This is a genomic window from uncultured Desulfovibrio sp., from assembly GCF_944324505.1.
Classification (GTDB): domain Bacteria; phylum Desulfobacterota; class Desulfovibrionia; order Desulfovibrionales; family Desulfovibrionaceae; genus Desulfovibrio.
In genome coordinates this window covers 382,428-398,650 of the sequence record NZ_CALUWO010000001.1, presented here as the reverse complement: position 1 = coordinate 398,650, position 16,223 = coordinate 382,428, and the positions used below count along the sequence as shown (strand labels likewise).

Annotated in this window: 14 protein-coding genes; 5 read left to right on the top strand and 9 right to left on the bottom strand. The window is 64.4% G+C overall.

Features of this window, described 5'->3' with window-relative positions; translation table 11 throughout:
• Positions 1-73 precede the first annotated feature (73 nt).
• The 4 genes from recR to Q0J57_RS01905 all read right to left on the bottom strand — a co-directional run bounded on the left by recR (position 74) and on the right by Q0J57_RS01905 (position 3,898).
• Positions 74-682, bottom strand: a complete 609-nt coding sequence (recR, locus tag Q0J57_RS01920) for a recombination mediator RecR (RefSeq protein ID WP_297216392.1) — start codon at positions 680-682, stop codon at positions 74-76.
• Positions 682-993: a YbaB/EbfC family nucleoid-associated protein gene (locus Q0J57_RS01915; protein ID WP_297216388.1), complete on the bottom strand. Its 312-nt coding sequence runs from the start codon at positions 991-993 to the stop codon at positions 682-684. The genes recR and Q0J57_RS01915 overlap by 1 nt, the downstream gene beginning before the upstream one ends.
• Positions 994-1,003: 10 nt before the next feature.
• Complete coding sequence (dnaX, locus tag Q0J57_RS01910) at positions 1,004-2,911, bottom strand: DNA polymerase III subunit gamma/tau (protein ID WP_297216385.1); 1,908 nt, start codon at positions 2,909-2,911, stop codon at positions 1,004-1,006.
• 63 nt (positions 2,912-2,974) lie between these two features.
• On the bottom strand, positions 2,975-3,898 hold the full coding sequence (locus Q0J57_RS01905) for a branched-chain amino acid transaminase (RefSeq protein ID WP_297216792.1): 924 nt from the start codon (positions 3,896-3,898) through the stop codon (positions 2,975-2,977).
• 178 nt (positions 3,899-4,076) lie between these two features.
• On the opposite strand from Q0J57_RS01905, the gene Q0J57_RS01900 reads away from it, so the two are divergent.
• From Q0J57_RS01900 to Q0J57_RS01880, 5 genes are read left to right on the top strand one after another with little or no spacing between them, the layout of a single operon-like run.
• Positions 4,077-5,801: a hydantoinase/oxoprolinase family protein gene (locus Q0J57_RS01900; RefSeq protein ID WP_297216380.1), complete on the top strand. Its 1,725-nt coding sequence runs from the start codon at positions 4,077-4,079 to the stop codon at positions 5,799-5,801.
• Complete coding sequence (locus Q0J57_RS01895) at positions 5,792-6,274, top strand: tRNA (cytidine(34)-2'-O)-methyltransferase (RefSeq protein WP_297216377.1); 483 nt, start codon at positions 5,792-5,794, stop codon at positions 6,272-6,274. Before Q0J57_RS01900 ends, Q0J57_RS01895 begins: the two co-directional genes overlap by 10 nt.
• 31 nt (positions 6,275-6,305) lie before the next feature.
• Complete coding sequence (locus Q0J57_RS01890) at positions 6,306-7,049, top strand: sulfite exporter TauE/SafE family protein (protein ID WP_297216374.1); 744 nt, start codon at positions 6,306-6,308, stop codon at positions 7,047-7,049.
• A gap of 4 nt (positions 7,050-7,053) precedes the next feature.
• A complete protein-coding gene (locus tag Q0J57_RS01885; protein ID WP_297216371.1) occupies positions 7,054-10,185 on the top strand; it encodes an efflux RND transporter permease subunit in 3,132 nt (1,043 codons plus the stop codon).
• Positions 10,178-10,834, top strand: coding sequence for a YkgJ family cysteine cluster protein (locus Q0J57_RS01880; RefSeq protein ID WP_297216368.1), 657 nt, complete (start codon positions 10,178-10,180; stop codon positions 10,832-10,834). Before Q0J57_RS01885 ends, Q0J57_RS01880 begins: the two co-directional genes overlap by 8 nt.
• 74 nt (positions 10,835-10,908) lie before the next feature.
• Here the strand turns inward: Q0J57_RS01880 and Q0J57_RS01875 are convergent, their stop codons facing one another.
• From Q0J57_RS01875 to Q0J57_RS01855, 5 genes are all read right to left on the bottom strand, one after another.
• Complete coding sequence (locus tag Q0J57_RS01875) at positions 10,909-11,229, bottom strand: multidrug efflux SMR transporter (protein WP_297216365.1); 321 nt, start codon at positions 11,227-11,229, stop codon at positions 10,909-10,911.
• Positions 11,230-11,284: 55 nt separating this feature from the next.
• A complete protein-coding gene (locus tag Q0J57_RS01870) occupies positions 11,285-12,160 on the bottom strand; it encodes a tRNA (adenine-N1)-methyltransferase (protein ID WP_297216362.1) in 876 nt (291 codons plus the stop codon).
• 156 nt (positions 12,161-12,316) lie between these two features.
• Positions 12,317-14,770 carry a PBP1A family penicillin-binding protein gene (locus Q0J57_RS01865; protein ID WP_297216359.1) on the bottom strand — a complete coding sequence of 818 codons (2,454 nt, stop codon included), beginning with the start codon at positions 14,768-14,770 and terminating at the stop codon, positions 12,317-12,319.
• A 138-nt stretch (positions 14,771-14,908) separates the two neighbouring features.
• On the bottom strand, positions 14,909-15,226 hold the full coding sequence (locus Q0J57_RS01860; RefSeq protein WP_297216355.1) for a TusE/DsrC/DsvC family sulfur relay protein: 318 nt from the start codon (positions 15,224-15,226) through the stop codon (positions 14,909-14,911).
• A 179-nt stretch (positions 15,227-15,405) separates the two neighbouring features.
• A complete protein-coding gene (locus Q0J57_RS01855; RefSeq protein WP_297216352.1) occupies positions 15,406-16,077 on the bottom strand; it encodes a CBS and ACT domain-containing protein in 672 nt (223 codons plus the stop codon).
• Between the last annotated feature and the right edge of the window lie 146 nt (positions 16,078-16,223).

Below are 16,223 nucleotides of genomic sequence, written 5' to 3'. Positions count from 1 at the left end.
ACAGAAAAAGGAAAGGGTCCCGTAAAACGGTGCCCTTTCCTGCGGAACGGAATGGCTGCCGGTTTCCGGCAGGTTAGATGTCCTGCCGGTATTGCAGCGACTGGCGCAGGGTTTCCCTGTCCATATACTTGACCTCGGCCCCCAGGGGGATGCCCTGGGCAAGACGGGATATCCTGATATGAGGGAAGCGCTTGCGCACCAGGGTCTTGAGAAAGGAGGCCGTGTTTTCGGCTTCCAGCGTGGCCCCCAGCGCCAGGATAAGCTCCCTCACCTCGCCTTCCTCCAGTCGTCGCACCAGGCGGTCAAGATCAAGACTTTCGGAATCCATGCGTTCCAGGGGGGCCAGCAGGCCGCCAAGAATCAGATACTGTCCGTGATAGAAACCGCCTTCATCCAGGGTAAGCATGCTGTCCCATTCTGTCACCAGGCAGAGGGTATCGCGGCTGCGGGACGGATCGTTGCAGATGGCGCAGGGGTCTGACGACGAAAGGCCGCCGCAGCGCGAACAGAGGTGCAGCTGGTCACGCAGGTCATGAATCCCCTGGCCCAGACGCCGCGTTTCCGCCTCCGGCCATTTGAGCAGGGTCATGGCCACGCGCATGGCCGATTTGGGACCGAGACCCGGCAGGCGGGAGAGCTGCTCCACCAGTGCCCGCAGCGGCTCGGGAATATGGCTGTGCATCAGAAGACGCCGGGCAGACGGATGCCGCCGGAAATGGCGTTCATTTCACGTTCCAGGGTCTCGCGGGCAATGCGGCCGGCTTCATTCACCGCAGCCAGGATGAGGTCCTGGAGCATTTCCACGTCGCCGCCTTCCAGCGCCTTGGGGTCAATGGTGATGCCGCGCAGCTCCTGCCGGCCGCTGACCAGGGCCTTGACCATGCCGCCGCCGCTGCTGGCTTCATAGGTGCGTTCCGCCGCTTCCTGCTGGAGCTTGGCGAGCTTGTTCTGCATGACCTGCGCCTGGCGCAGGATGTCGTTCATATTGCGCATGAAAGTCTCCTTATGCTTCTGTACAATGGGTTATGGTGGCATTGAGCACCGAGAGGCAGGCCTGCATCTCCGGGCGCTTGCGAAATTCCTCGATGAGTTCGGCCCCGTTGCGATGCGGCCGGGGGGCCACAAGTTCCACCTCCGGGCTGCCGGCCCCGTAGGCGGCCAGAGCCTCCATGAGCAGGGGGCGTTCCTTTTCCGCCTGGCGGAGGAAGGCCGCAGCCTGCGGAAAAAGGCGCAGCCTGCCGGGGGTCCATTCGGCGCGCATCTGCCGCAGCACCGGCAGGGAGGGCGCGCTGTGTCCGGCTTCCTGGCGGCTGGCACAGAAGGCGCAGAAGGCCTGCCAGTCCCGGGGGGCGCCTTCCGGATCGGCGCCTGTGGCGGCAGGCGGTACGTCCGCGGCAGCAGGCGGTGCCGCCGCAGGGACAGAGGCGGCCTGCGCATCCGGCTGATGGTCGCGGGGCGCCACGCCCTCCGTCGCCGGAAGCGGACCGTCGGCAGATGCGGCCTGCGCGTTGTTGCGGCGGGCGGGGGGCGCAGGCTCGCTGTCGCCATCGGCCTCGCCGCATGCAGGGGGCGTTGCCCCGGCGGTATGCGACGGGGGGCTGTCCGGCGTTCTGGCAGCTGCGCGCGGCGGCGTGACGGGTCGGCGCACGGGGGCCGGCCGGGTGGCCTGCGTGCTGTCCGCGGCATGACGCGGGGGCACGGGGGCTGCCTCGCGCGGGGGCCGGGGGAGCGATGGCGCCGTCTCGGCTGCGGCAGGCGTGTCGGCCGCCGTGACTGCGGGGCCGGTCATGCCGGTGGGCAGCTGTTCCAGTGGCAGCAGCTGCGGCAGCAGGGCCAGGTTGAGCAGCATGAGTTCCAGGGCGGCGGCCGGTTCGGGATTCTGCACGATTCCCCGCTGGGCGTCCAGGGTCATCTGCCAGGCCGCATGCAGATGGGCAGGCAGAAAGCGGGGCGCCAGGGCCTGCCATGCGGCGGCCTCGTCGTCCGTCAGGTCCAGATGGGGCAGCATGGCCCGGCCGCCCTGACGCAGCAGAAAAAGGTCCCGCAGGTGTCCGGAAAGTTCCCGCACAAAAAAGCCGATGTCCACGCCCTGCCGGGCAATGTGGCGGGCCAGGCCGGCCACGGCGGCGCAGTCTCTGGCCAGCAGGGCCTCGAACAGCTGGACAAAGAGTTCCTGCCCGGCCAGTCCCAGCACGTCGCGCACCACGGGTACCGTCAGTTCCTCGCCGCCCAGGGCCAGGGCCTGATCCAGCAGCGACATGCTGTCGCGCACGCTGCCGGCGGCGCGCCGGGCAATGAGGCGCACGGCGCCCTCTTCAAAGGAGATGCCCTCCTTTTCCAGCACGTGGCGCAGGTGCGCGGCCAGGGCCTCTGCGCTCAGATGACGAAAGACAAAGTGCTGGCAGCGGCTGACAATGGTAATGGGAAACTTGTGGACCTCGGTGGTGGCAAAGATGAAGACCACATGCTCCGGCGGCTCCTCCAGTGTCTTGAGCAGGGCATTGAAGGCATTGCGCGACAGCATGTGCGCTTCGTCGATGATGAAAATCTTGTAGCGGCCCTCCATGGGCGCATAGCCGATGGTTTCGCGCAGGGCACGGGCATCTTCCACACTGTTGTTGGAAGCGCCGTCGATTTCCGTCACGTCCACATGGCTGCCCTGGGTGATGCGCCGGCACTGGGCGCACTGATTGCAGGGTTCGGGACCGGGGGCATGCTCGCAGTTGAGGGCCTTGGCAAAGATGCGGGCAATGGTGGTCTTGCCCACGCCGCGCGTCCCGCTGAGCAGATAGGCGGCAGCCACCTTGTCTTCGGCGGCAGCACGGGACAGGACGGCCTTGACGGTATCCTGTCCGGCCACCTCGGCAAAGGTCTGGGGACGGTAGCGCGCTGCGAGGGAAAGATGCTTCATGGCAGATGGCCGGGGCGCGCCCCTGCGGACGCGCCCCTCTGTATTCTTCGATGGACCGGAAAGCTAGACAGTGTAGCGGGTGCTCCAGGAAGCGTACTTGGGATTTTCGCCCTTGGCCACGGCAAAGAATTCCTTTTGCAGGTGCTTGGTCACCTTGCCGGCCCGGCCCGCGCCGATGATGCGGTGGTCCACTTCGCGGATGGGCGTCATTTCAGCGGCCGTACCGGTGAAGAAGGCTTCGTCGGCGATGTACAGCTCGTCACGGGTGAAGAGCTGTTCTTCCACCGTATAGCCCAGATCGCGGGCCACCTTCATGACGGCATCACGGGTGATGCCGCCGAGGATGGAGGTCCACGGCGTGGTCTTGATGATGCCGTCGCGCACGATGAAGATATTTTCGCCGCTGGCTTCGGACACAAAGCCGTTGGTATCCAGCATGACGGCTTCGTCATAGCCTTCTTCCTTGGCTTCCACCTTGGCCAGGATGGAGTTCACATAGTTGCCGGCAGCCTTGGCCTTGCTCATGAGGGTATTGACGTGCGTGCGGGCAAAGGAGCTGGTCTTGGCGCGGATGCCCATTTCCAGGGCTTCGGGGCCGAGGTAGGCGCCCCAGGGCCAGGCGGCAATGATGGTATGCACCGGGTTGCCGCCGGGATACACGCCCATTTCGCCGGCGCCCACAAAGGCCAGCGGACGGATGTAGCCTTCGCGCAGCTTGTTGGCCGTGAGGGTTTCCACCACCGCATCGGCAATCTGTTCGGCCGTGTAGGGGAGTTCCAGACGAAGGATTTTGGCGGAGTTGACCAGGCGGGTGCTGTGTTCGGGCAGGCGGAATACCGACGAGCTTCCGTCAGCACAGGCATAGGCGCGAATGCCTTCAAAGACGGCGCTGCCGTAATGCAGGGCATGGGTCAGCACATGAACCTGCGCCTGATCCCAGGGAACCAACTTGCCATCAAACCAGATGAATTTTGTCTTCTCCATGATAGTGTCCTTCGAGATGCTGCAATTTGGCGCGACTCTTCTCCGCGCAGCTAAAAACTACTGAAAAGCGCCCCATAAGGCAAGAGGGCGGCCCGGCGAACGCCTTGCCAGTCGTGACGCGGAAGGCTACAAGAGAAGAAGCCGGTCGTGCGCCCTCTTTCACGACCGCGGGAGGAAGGGCATGACCGAATACGTGCTGGGCATAGACGCCGGCGGCACCCATACCGATGCGGTGCTGTGCGGTCCCGAAGGGCTGGTGGCCGCGGCCAAAACCGTGACCTGTCACGACAATCTGCCGTCTTCCGTGGCGGCGGTGCTGGCAGCCCTGCGGGAGGCCCTGGGGCAGCGGGATGTTCTGCTGCAACGGGTGGCCCGTGTGACGCTGGGCGCCACCCTGGCCGTCAATGCGCTGGTGCAGCACAAGGCCGATGCGGTGGGCCTGGCCCTTTCCGCCGGGCCGGGGCTGGCACCGGCCCGTTTTGCCCTGGGCGGGCATGTCTGCGTGGTGCCCGGTGGTCTGGACCATCGCGGCGTCGAGGTCAGTCCCCTGGAACTGGACGGCCTCACGGCGGCGGCATCCCGCTGGCAGGCGGAGGGCGTCAGGGCCATTGCCTGCGTGGGCAAGTTTTCGCCGCGCAATCCTGCCCATGAGGACCGCATGCGCGAGGCGGCGCATGCGGCATCGGGGCTGCCTGTCACCCGGGGGCACGCCCTTTCCGGCCAGCTCAATTTTCCCCGGCGCATTGCCACAGCCTACTACAATGCGGCGGTGGAGCGTCTGCATGCCGCCTTTCTGGACGCTGTGGAAGTCGAATTGCGTCATGCGGGCATAACGGCGCCGGTGCGTCTGCTCAAGGCTGACGGCGGGGCCGTACCGGCGGAACTTTCCCGGCGTGAACCCGTGCAATCCATTCTTTCCGGTCCGGCGGCCAGTGTCATGGGCGTCATGGCCCTTGCGCCGGTGGAGCAGGACGACTGCTCCCTGCTGCTGGACATGGGCGGCACCACCACGGACCTGGCCCTCTTTGTGGACGGCTCCCCGGTGGTGGACCGCGAAGGCATGCTGCTGGACGGACGGCGTACCCTGGTGCGGGCGCTGGCCTCGCTGTCCATCGGCGTGGGCGGGGATTCCCTGCTGACGCCCACCGAGGACGGTGTGCGCGTGGGGCCTCTGCGTCAGGGGCCTGCCGCGGCCTTTGGCGGAACGGACGCCACCTTTCTGGATGCGCTCAACGTGCTTGACGCCCCCGGCGGCATGACCTCCGGGGATGCGGCAGCCTCCTGTGCAGCCATGTCCGCTCTGGCGGCGGCCTGCGGCCGCCAGGCGTCGACCCTGGCCCGGCAGGCGCTGGACGATGCCCTGCGTCACATCGGGCAGGCGGCGGCCGATCTGCTGCGCAGCTGCAACGAGCGCCCGGTCTATACCCTGGCCGCCCTCAAGGGCATGCGCACCCTGCGTCCCCGCCGTGCCTGGCTGGTGGGCGGTCCGGCACAGCGCATGCGCGAGCGGCTTTCCCTGTTCATGGATATGCCTGTGGACTGTCCCGCACACAGCGATGTGGCCAATGCCGTGGGCGCGGCGCTTACCCTGCCCACGGCCACGCTGGATGTCTATGCCGACAGCGGCCGCGGCCGCCTGTATGCGCCGGCGCTGGATCATGAGGAGAGCATGCCCCGTTCCTGGCGTCTGCCGCAGGTGGAGGAACGCGCCCTGGCACTGCTGCGGGAGCGTCTGGCCCCCAGTGTGGGGCAGGGTGAGGCTGTGCGCGTGGAGGTGCTGGAATCCCATGCCTTTGCCACCCTGGATGACGGCGGCTTTGGCTCGCGTGACATGCGCGTGAGCTGCCAGGTGGTGCCGGGCATTGCCGGCCGTCTGGCTTCCGGAGGAGAGGCCGCATGGAGATAGTGCTCTACGAGCCGGAAATTCCGCCCAATACGGGCAATGTGGCACGGCTCTGTGCGGCAACGGGCACGCGCCTGCATCTTGTGGAGCCGCTGGGCTTTCGTCTGGATCACAGCAAGCTCAGGCGGGCCGGGCTGGACTACTGGCCCAATGTGGACCTGGCGGTGTGGCCGGACTGGGAAACCTGGCTGGCCGCTGCCAGCAGGGCACGTGGCGGGCGGGCGCCGCGCTGCATCATGTCGTCAGCCAGGGGCGGCGCGCCCCTGCATCGTTTTTCCTTTCTCCCCGATGACTGCCTTGTGCTGGGGCCGGAAACCCGCGGCCTGCCCCCCGAGCTGCTGCGGCAGGGGGAGCGGGTGCGCATTCCCATGCGTCCCGGCGGCGTCCGCAGCATCAACATGTCCACGGCGGCCGGCATTCTGCTGTATGCCGCCCTGGCGTCCAGCGGTCTGCTGGATGCGGACGGCTGGTGCTGATCCCTGTCACGACAACCTTATCGAGGAAAGCATGTCTCTGGGTGTCTTCATTTTTTGTATCGTGGTAGGTGTGCTCTGCGGCACCACCGGGGTGGGCGGCATCGTTCTGCCGCCGGCCTTCATGTACTGGGAAGGAATGGAAACCCATTCTGCCATGGCCATTACGCTTTCTTCCTTCATGGTGCCCAGTCTCTTTGCCATTGCCACCTTTCGGAAGCGGGGCTGGTTTGACTGGAAGGCCAGCCTGCCCCTGGCCGTGGGCGGTTTTGTGGGGGGCATCCCGGGGGGCAGCCTCAATGCCTATGTGCCCGGCAAATGGCTGGTCTGTCTGCTGGCCTGCATCATCATCTTTGCCGGCGTGGCGGCCGTGCGTCCCCAGAAGGAGGAGGGCGGCACGCGTTATGCCTTCTGGCACCGGCGCCGCGGCCTGTTCTGCATCGGGGCCTTCACGGGCTTCATGGCCGGCATGACCGGCGCCGGCGGTGCCGTGCTGTCCATTCCGTGGATGGTGGCCGTGGGCTATTCGCCGTTGATTTCCATGGGCGCGGCCATGCTCATGCAGGTGGGCATCATTCTGACGGCCACGGTGGGCAATGCCATGGCCGGGCACATGCTGTGGGGCGCCCTGTTCTGGCTGACCGTGGCCCTTGTGCTGGGCTTCTGGATCGGCATGCGCATTGTCATGTATCTGCCGGTGCGCACGCTGCGCATCATCATCGGCGTACTCTGCGTGGGGCTGGGCTTCTTCCTGCTGTTCCGCAATCTGCTGGGCTGAGTTCATGAACATCACCGCCCTTTTCATCCGGCGTCCCGTGGCCACGGTGCTCATCATGCTGGGGCTGCTCTTTTTCGGCATCACGGGCTATGTGAATCTGCCCGTCAACCAGCTGCCCAACGTGGACTTTCCCACCATTCAGGTGACGGCCGATCTTTCCGGGGCAGACCCGGAGACCATGGCCGCCTCTGTGGCGACGCCGTTGGAAAAGGAATTTTTCACCATTGCGGGCATTGACTCCATCTCGTCGGTCAATGCCACGGGGCGCACGCGCATCACCATCCAGTTTGCCCTGGACAGGGACATTGATGCGGCGGCGCTGGATGTGCAGGCGGCCATCGGCCTGGCGGAACGCCGCCTGCCCACCAATATGACCAATTCGCCCAGTTTTCGTAAGGTCAATCCCGCGGACTGGCCCATTCTCTACCTGCGGGTCAGTTCTCCCACCCTGCCGCTGTACGAACTCAACGAATATGCGGACACGCTCATCGGTCAGCGCCTTTCCATGGTCAAGGGCGTGGCCCAGGTGGTGGTCTACGGACAGAAGAAATACGCCGTGCGCGTGCAGCTGGACCCGGATGCCCTGGCCTCGCGCGGCCTGGGCATTGACGAGGTGAGCGATGCCATCATGGCCGCCAACAGCAAGCTGCCCACGGGTTCGCTGGACGGGGCACAGCGCTCGCAATCCATCAAAGCTTCCGGCCAGCTGGAAAATGCCCGGGCCTTCCGTGATGTGGTGGTAGCCTATCGGGACGGTGCGCCGGTGCGCCTGCGTGACATCGGCACGGTAGTGGACAGTGTGGAGCAGGACAAGCAGCTTGCCTGGAGCAATGACGGCGTGCCCAGCATCTCCCTGGCCGTGGAGCGCCAGCCCGGCGCCAATACGGTAGAGGTGGTGGACGCCATTCGCGCCCTGCTGCCCGAATTGCAGCGCCAGCTGCCGCCCTCCGTGGGTGTGGAAATTTTCTATGACCGTTCCGAATCCATCCGCGAGTCCGTGGCCGAGGTCAAGTTTACCCTGGTGCTCACGGTCTTTCTGGTGGTTCTGGTCATCTTCATCTTTCTGCGCAATCTGCCGGCCACCATCATCCCCAGCCTGGCCCTGCCCATGTCCGTCATTTCCACCTTTGCGGTTATGTCCGTCATGGGCTTCAGCCTGGACAACCTTTCGCTCATGGCCCTGACGCTGGCCGTGGGCTTTGTGGTGGACGATGCCATCGTCATGCTGGAAAATATCGTGCGCCATCAGGAAATGGGCAAGGACCCGGTGACGGCCGCCTATGACGGTTCGCGCGAGATCGGCTTCACCATTCTTTCCATGACCGTTTCCCTGGCAGCGGTCTTCATTCCCGTGCTGTTCATGGGCGGCATTGTGGGGCGCCTGTTCTACGAATTTGCGGTGGTCATCATCACGGCCATCCTGTTTTCCGGGGTGGTTTCCCTGTCGCTCACGCCCATGCTCTGCGCCTACTTTCTGCGGGCACAGCGTCAGCACCGGGCAGGCTATGAGGGCCTTTACGGCAAGATGGAGCGGGCCTTTGACCTGCTGGCCCAGGCCTATGCCCGCTCGCTGGACGTGGTGCTGCGGCACCGCCGGCTGACCCTGCTGGCATCCGGCGTGCTGCTGCTGCTCACGGGCTGGCTGGCCGTGATCATTTCCAAGGGCTTTCTGCCCTCGGAGGACATGAGCTTCATTGGCGGCAATACCGAAGCGGAACAGGGCATTTCCTTTCAGGGCATGGTACAGGCCCAGCATGCCCTGGACGCCCTGCTGCGGGACGACCCGGACGTGGCCATGTTCAGTTCCGTGGTGGGTATTGTGGGCAGCAGCCAGAGCATGAGCAACGGTACGCTCATGATTCGCCTCAAGCCCTATGATCAGCGCGAAGGGATCAACCAGGTGGCCGAGCGCCTGCGGAAAAAGCTCAATGCCTCGCCGGCGTTGCGGGTCTTTCTGCGTGTGCCGCCGTCCATCAATATCGGGGGGCGCGCGTCCAAGGCGTTGTATCAGTATACGCTTTTCGGTCCCAATATGGCGGAGCTGTTTGACTGCGCCCAGAAGGTGGAGGATGCCCTGCGGCTGGTTCCGGAAATTCAGGACGTGAACAGCGACCTGCAACTGCGCAATCCCGAATTGCGGGTGAATATCGATCGTGACCGCGCCGCGGCGCTGGGGGTCAGCGCCAGCCAGATCGAGCTGGCGCTGCAATCGGCCTACGGCTCGCGGGAAATTTCCACCATCTATGCGCCCAGCAATGACTATACGGTCTTTGTGGAGCTGCTCAAATCCTTCCAGCAGTCGCCGGATGCCCTGTCGCGCCTCTATGTCCGCGCCTCGTCGGGCGACCTCATTCCCCTTTCCACCCTGGCGCGGGTGGAAGCCGGCGTGGGGCCGGTCTCGGTGAACCATTCCGGGCAGTTCCCGGCCGTGACCATTTCCTACAATCTGCGTCCGGGCGTGGCCCTGAGCGAGGGCCTGGCCGCCGTGGAACGCACGGCCCTGCCCCTGCTGCCCGATTCCGTGACGGCCGAATCGCAGGGCACGGCGCAGGCCTTTCAGGATTCCCTGACAGGCATGGGCTGGCTGTTGCTGCTGGCCATTGTGGTCATCTATCTGGTGCTGGGCATCCTGTACGAGAGCTTCATCCACCCCCTGACCATTCTGTCCGGCCTGCCGTCCGCCGGTTTCGGCGCTCTGGCCACGCTCTGGCTTTTCAATCAGCCGCTGGATCTCTACGGTTTTGTGGGGGTTATCATGCTGCTGGGCATTGTGAAGAAAAATGCCATCATGATGCTGGACTTTGCCCTGGAAATCCAGCGTCATGACCCTGACTGCACGCCATTGCAGGCCATCACGCAGGGCTGTCACGTGCGTTTCCGTCCCATCATGATGACCACCATGGCCGCGCTCATGGGCGCGCTGCCCATTGCCATCGGCATGGGCGCCGGGGCCGAGGCCCGCCGCCCGCTGGGCCTGGTGGTGGTGGGTGGTCTGTGCTTCTCGCAGCTGGTGACGCTCTACATTACGCCGGTGTACTACTATTACATGGAAAAGCTCTCCCGCTGGCTGGGGCGGCATTTTGGCGGCCGCTTCCATGACACGGGCAGGGCAGGCCAGGAGGATGCGCATGCCTGAGTGCCATCGCTGCGGTGAATGCTGCCGCCGGGGCGGCCCCACCCTCATGCAGGAGGACGCACCGCTGCTGCGGGAAGGCTGGCTGCCGCTGGACGCCGTGGTCTGCCTGCGGGCAGGCGAATGGGCGCGCCATGACGGCGGCGGCAGCCAGACGACGGCCTCTGTGCCCGGCAAGGACAATGTGGCCCCCCTGTCCGTGGAAATGCTCAAGCTGGCTGGCGCCGGCGACAGCCTGCATCCCTGGCGCTGCCGCTATCTGGACAGCGCAGACGGCGTGAGCGTGTGCGCCGTACATGCCCATCGCCCCCTGCAATGCCGTACCCTGTTCTGCCGGGATACGGCACCGCTGGAGCAGCTCATGGAGCGGGGGAATTTCCTGCATCGGGAACAGCTTTTTGCCCTGCTGGCGGAACGTGAACCACGGGCCGCCCTGTGGGCGCAGCTGGCCCGGGCGCATGAAGAGGCCTGTTCGGCGGTCGAGTATTTTCGCTGCTGCGCCGAGACCTCGGATACGGCCCGTGCCCGTCGGGCGGAAATGGAACGATATGACAGGGCATTCCGGGAACTGTGTGTGGAGCGGCAGGCCCTTGCGCCTGACCTTCTGCCGCTGGTGCTGGGCCGGCCGCTGGCCGCGTTGCCCCGCCCCTGAACATTTTGCGGATGCTGGCCGAAGACGCCAAGCAAAAAGGAGGCTCCCTGGGGAGCCTCCTTTTTTTGTCATTGTCAGGCGGAAAGTTTGAGGATGATGACCCCCGCAAGCACCAGGCTTACGCCCAGAATGCGGCCCAAATGGAGGGGGTCCCCAAAGAAGACCGCCCCGATGAGAACCGTGCCCACAGCGCCCATGCCTGTCCAGACCACATAGGCCGTTCCCAGGGGAATATGCCGCTGGGCCAGAAAGAGCAGATAGCCGCTGAGCGCCATGCTGACCACGGAAAAGAGGATGCCCGGCCAGCGCCAGGAAGGCTGCTGGGCCAGCTTGAAGCCCACGGGCCAGCCCATTTCCATGAGGCCGGCACAGATGAGGGTGAGCCACGGATTCATTGCGTCTCCGTTATTGCCACGGCGGGAGCGTTATCCCTTTGGTGCTGCCGGCCGGCTACTTGCCAGCGGCATAGGGGTCTGCGCCGGCTTCGGCCAGACGGGCCTGCCGGGCCGCTTCCTGCTTGCGCTGGCGGGTGCCCAGCGGCACAAAGGATTCAAAGGCTTCGCTGCGTTCCTGATGCCGGCAGAAGACCAGAAAGCCCGTGTGCGCTGTCATGCGGTCTTCAGGGCGCAGGCGGTCGGCAATGGGCTTCCAGCGGCGGATGAGAATTTCGCAGACTTCCACTTCGGCAAAGGAGCGCTGCTCGATGCCCAGCAGCAGCTTGCTCACCTGCTCCACCGTGGGCAGCAGAAAGCCGAACATGCCGCCGGGGCGCACGGCGGCAAGGGCCTGGTCCAGGTATTCCCAGGGCGTGCGCACATCCAGAAAGAGGGCGTCGGCATTGCTGACGCAGAAGCCGTCGGCAACGTCGCGGTGGTGGATGGTCACATTGTCGCCCAGGCCGGCCCAGTCCAGATTGCGGCGGGCGAGCTTGGCAAATTCCTCGCGGGCTTCATGGCTTTCCACACGGCCCGTGGGGCCGCAGAACCAGGAAAGACCACAGGTCATGCCGCCGGAACCGCAGCCGGCCTCGATGATGGTGCGGCCGGGGCCGGCGCCGAGGCGAAGGGCAATATAGGCAATGTCCTTGGCGTAGATGACCTGTGTCTGGCGCTTGAGGCCCTGAAGGCGATCCATCAGGGTCGCTTCCAGTACGCGGATGGGCACATCCAGGCTGGTGAGCACTTCGCTGCCGAAGTCCACGGCATGCACCTGCGCGGCTGTGAGCACGCCGTCATTGCTGTGCCAGTCGTTGCCTTCTTCCAGTCGTTTGATGTAGCGCTTGCCCTTGGGGGTGACATAGACAACCAGGGAGCCGTAGGGAATCATGATGCGTCCTTTGCGGGGCGTTGCAGGCCGCCGGACCTTGCCGTATCCGGCGGCGGGTGAATGAATACGGAAACGAGCGGGCACCGGATGCCCTGCCGGCCTCAGCTACGGGGCGGCGGGTTTTCCCGTCCGCCGTGCGGCGGGAGGCCGGAGGCGCTAGAACAGCTGCCGCATGAGGGCTTCCCCCCCTGAGGAGGTATCGACGCTGCCGCCGTCGGCGCTGCTGTCCACGGCGCTGCCGTCCACGGCGGAAAGTCCGGGAACGGCTTCGCCCTGAAAGGCCAGCCCGTCGACCACGGTGATGCCGGGCGGCATGACATAGTCCTGCGGGCTGTCCTTGTACAGGTCTTCCACCGCCGTGCGGTAGTAGCGGAAAATGGGGGCAGCGGTGCGTCCGCCCTGTTCGCGGCGGCCAAGGGAGCGCACCTGGTCAAAGCCCACGTAGACCCCAGTGGCCAGGTAGGGCGAAAAGCCCACAAACCAGGCGTCGCGTTCCTCATTGGTGGTGCCGGTCTTGCCGCCGATATTGTCATGCCCGGGAACGCGGGCGCGGCCGCCGGTTCCGGTATTGACCACTTCCTTGAGCAGCATGGCCATCTGGTAGGCATTCTGAGGACTGATGGCCTGCCAGTGCTCGGGGTCCTGCCGGTAGAGTTCGCGGCCCTCGGCGTCCTTGATGGAGGTGATGATGCGGGGGCGCACACCCATGCCGCCGTTGGCAAAGGCGGCATAGGCCTGGGTGAGGTTGAGGGGCGTCACGTCCACGGCGCCCAGGCAGATGGCCAGCTCGGCCGGGAAATTGGGTTCAAGGCCCAGGGCCTTGGCACGCTGGATGACATTTTCTATGCCGATGGTGCTGGCCACGCGCACCGTGGTGGTATTGCGGGAAAGGGCCAGGGCGCGGTGCAGGGGCATGATGCCCTTGTAGCTGCCCTCGTAGTTGGAGGGACGCCACACTTCATTGGTCTGCGGATTCACGTAGACAAAGGGGCCGTCCAGCAGCTCGGAAGTGGGGGTGAAGCCCAGGTCCAGCGCGGCCGAATAGACAATGGGCTTGAAGCTGGAACCGGGCTGACGGCGGGCCTGCGTGGCGCGGTTGAAGTGGCTGTTGCCAAACTGGTAGCCGCCGATGAGGGCCACCACATCGCCGCTTTGCGGCTCGATGGAGGCCAGGGCACCCTGGACTTCGGGGATTTGTTGCAGATACAGGGGGATGGGCGTGCCGGGACGCACCAGGGAAGAGTCATAGGCGACGGTCTGGCGGCTTTTCTTCTTGGTTTTGGCGTCGGTTACGGTTGTCGTGCTTTCGGCGGCAGAGACCCAGATGAGGTCGCCGGCGCTGAGCGCCTGACGCGAGGAACGGCCGGCGCCGGAGGCGGCGCGCGTCACCACCTTGTTGCGTGCCCAGGCCATGTTGGCCGGAGGAATGACGCCCACGTAGCCCCTGCCCAGGGCAACCTGCACGCCCTGGGCATTGGTGCCGGTCACCAGCGCCTTGACCCAGCGGCTGCCCAGCAGGTTTTCCGGCACAAAGTCGCTCTTGTCCAGAAAGGCCTTCTGATCGGCGGTGGAGAGGTGGGAGATGGGACCACGCCAGCCCTGGCGCTTGTCCAGCTCTTCCAGGCCGCGCCGCAGGGCCGCGCCGGCGGCATCCTGCTGCACAGGGTCCATGGCCGTTTGCACGGTCAGGCCGGCTTCATACACATAGTCTTCGCCATAGCGGGGCGTCTTGACCCCCAGGGCCTCGAGATTGCGTTCCGTAAAGAATTCGATGAGCAGGCGGCGCGCCTCTTCCAGGTACCATTCGGCGGCGCCGTCGCGCCCGTCGGGCATGCTCCAGTAGACCAGCGGCTCAGCCACGGCCTGCTGGTATTCTTCCTCGCTGATCCATTGCAGCACGCGCATGCGTTCCAGCACATGGCGCTGGCGGGCCTGGGCCGCTTCCGGGTGCCGGAACGGATTGTAGGCACTGGGGGCCTGGGGCAGGCCGGCAATGACGGCACATTCGGCCAGGGTCAGATCCGAGGCATGCTTGCCAAAATAGGTACGTGCCGCGGCCTCCACGCCATAGGCATGCTGGCCCAGATAAATATAGTTGAGATAGGTGAGCAGGATGTCATCCTTGCTCAGGCTCTGTTCCAGCTTGTAGGCCAGCAGGGCTTCCTTCATCTTGCGGGTATAGCTGCGCTCGGACGTCAGCAGCAGCTGCTTGATGATCTGCTGGGTAATGGTGCTGCCGCCCTGTCCGGTATGCCCCTGCTGGAAATTGTGGATGGCGGCACGGGCAATGGCCACCACATCCACACCGGGGTGCCGGTAGAAATTGTCATCCTCCACGGCCAGAAAGGCCATGGGCAGATAGCGGGACATGTCGCTGAGTTTGATATTGTAGCGCCGCTCGTGGGCCAGCGTTCCCAGGATGGAGCCGTCTCTGGCCAGCACCACGGTGGCCTGGGGCGCATCGTAATGAATGAGCCTGTCCAGGTCTGGCAGGTCGCGGGAAGCCCAGTAGAACAGCAGCACCACGCCGCCAACGGCAGCGACGCCGCCCAGAAAGATGAGCAGGAGAAACGAGAGCAGGACGTTCTTGACGAGGCGAGAAAATTTCATGTCTGGGCGATACCGTTTTTTTTTCGTCAGGTAAAGTCCGCATTGCAGGCGGCGCATCCTGTCGCTGGCAGAGGAAAGGCGCGGGCAATAAAAAAGGCGGGACCGAAGCCCCGCCTTTTATTGAAGACGCAGTGTGGACTACACGCAGCCGGTGGGCTTGGGCAGACCAGCCATCTTGCAGGCGCCCTTGCCGGGGCCGGAGGGGAAGAGTTCGTACACTTCCTTCAGCTTGTAGCCGGTGTTCTTGGACAGGATGCGCACCATGGGAGCGATGCCGTTCTTGCGGTAGTAGTCCTGGAGGAAGTCAAGGATCTTCTGGTGGTCGGCGTTCAGCTCGGTGATACCTTCGGATTCCTTCACATATTCCATCCACTCAGGGCACCATTCGTCGAAGTGCAGCAGGAAGCCGTCTTCGTCGACTTCGAAAGTTTTACCCTTATACGTAATTTCAGCCATCGTGTCCTCCTTGAACATCTATTGACACTCGCTCGGGGGCGACATGCCCCAAAGCCCGCCAGCCGAAGATCGGCCGATTTCCCGTAGTTGGTCAGGACAGGTACTCGTGTCCTGAAGAAAGCTATTGCCATAAATTCGTATTCTTGGCAAGTGTTGCCACCGGTTTTTGAAGCCCGCGTCTACTTCACGGGATCGCAGTGCGAGAAGTCAAGAACCTTGGCCACACTGCGCAGGGCATCAATGGTGGCAGCCTCCTGGGCGGTGCCGTTTTCCATGGGCATGGTGCGGATGAAGACCTGGCGCTTGCCGCCGGTTTCGGGGTTGCGACTGAGGACGGAGCTGATGCGTGCCCCCTGTTCGCGCAGGGTGTCGAAAACCGGGCGCATGGCGCCGGGCTTGTCGTCCACTTCCAGGGCCACGTAGAGGCCGCCCAGACGTGCGCCCGTGATGTCGATGAGCACCTTGAAGATGTCCTGGTCGGTGATGATGCCCACCAGACGGCCGTCATCATTGACAACGGGCAGGCCGCCGATCTTGCGGTCAACCATGAGCACGGCCGCATTTTCCACCGTGGTGTCGGGTTTGACCGTGACAGGGGAGGGTGTCATGATGTCCTTGGCCTTGATTTCAGCCAGAAGATACTGCATTTCATGCACTTCCAGCGCTGTGGCCTTGGAGGGCGAGGCGCCCTTCACGTCACGGTCGGAGATGATGCCGATGACATGATTGTCGTCATCTACCACCGGAACACGGCGAATGTTTTTTTCCTTCATGAGGCTGCGACACTTGAGCAGCGACGTGTCGGCCTTGACGGTGATGACGTCATTGGTCATCCAGTGCTTGACGGACATGCATCCTCCTCGGCGTATGGGCGAGTTATAATGGTGAAGCGGGAGCCGGATGCCCCAGGCAATTGTCTGTAGCATACACCAAGCAAAAGTCCTGTACAAGTCTTGCGCCGCAGGGAGGGCAGCTGCCGAAATTCGTTGATAAGGTA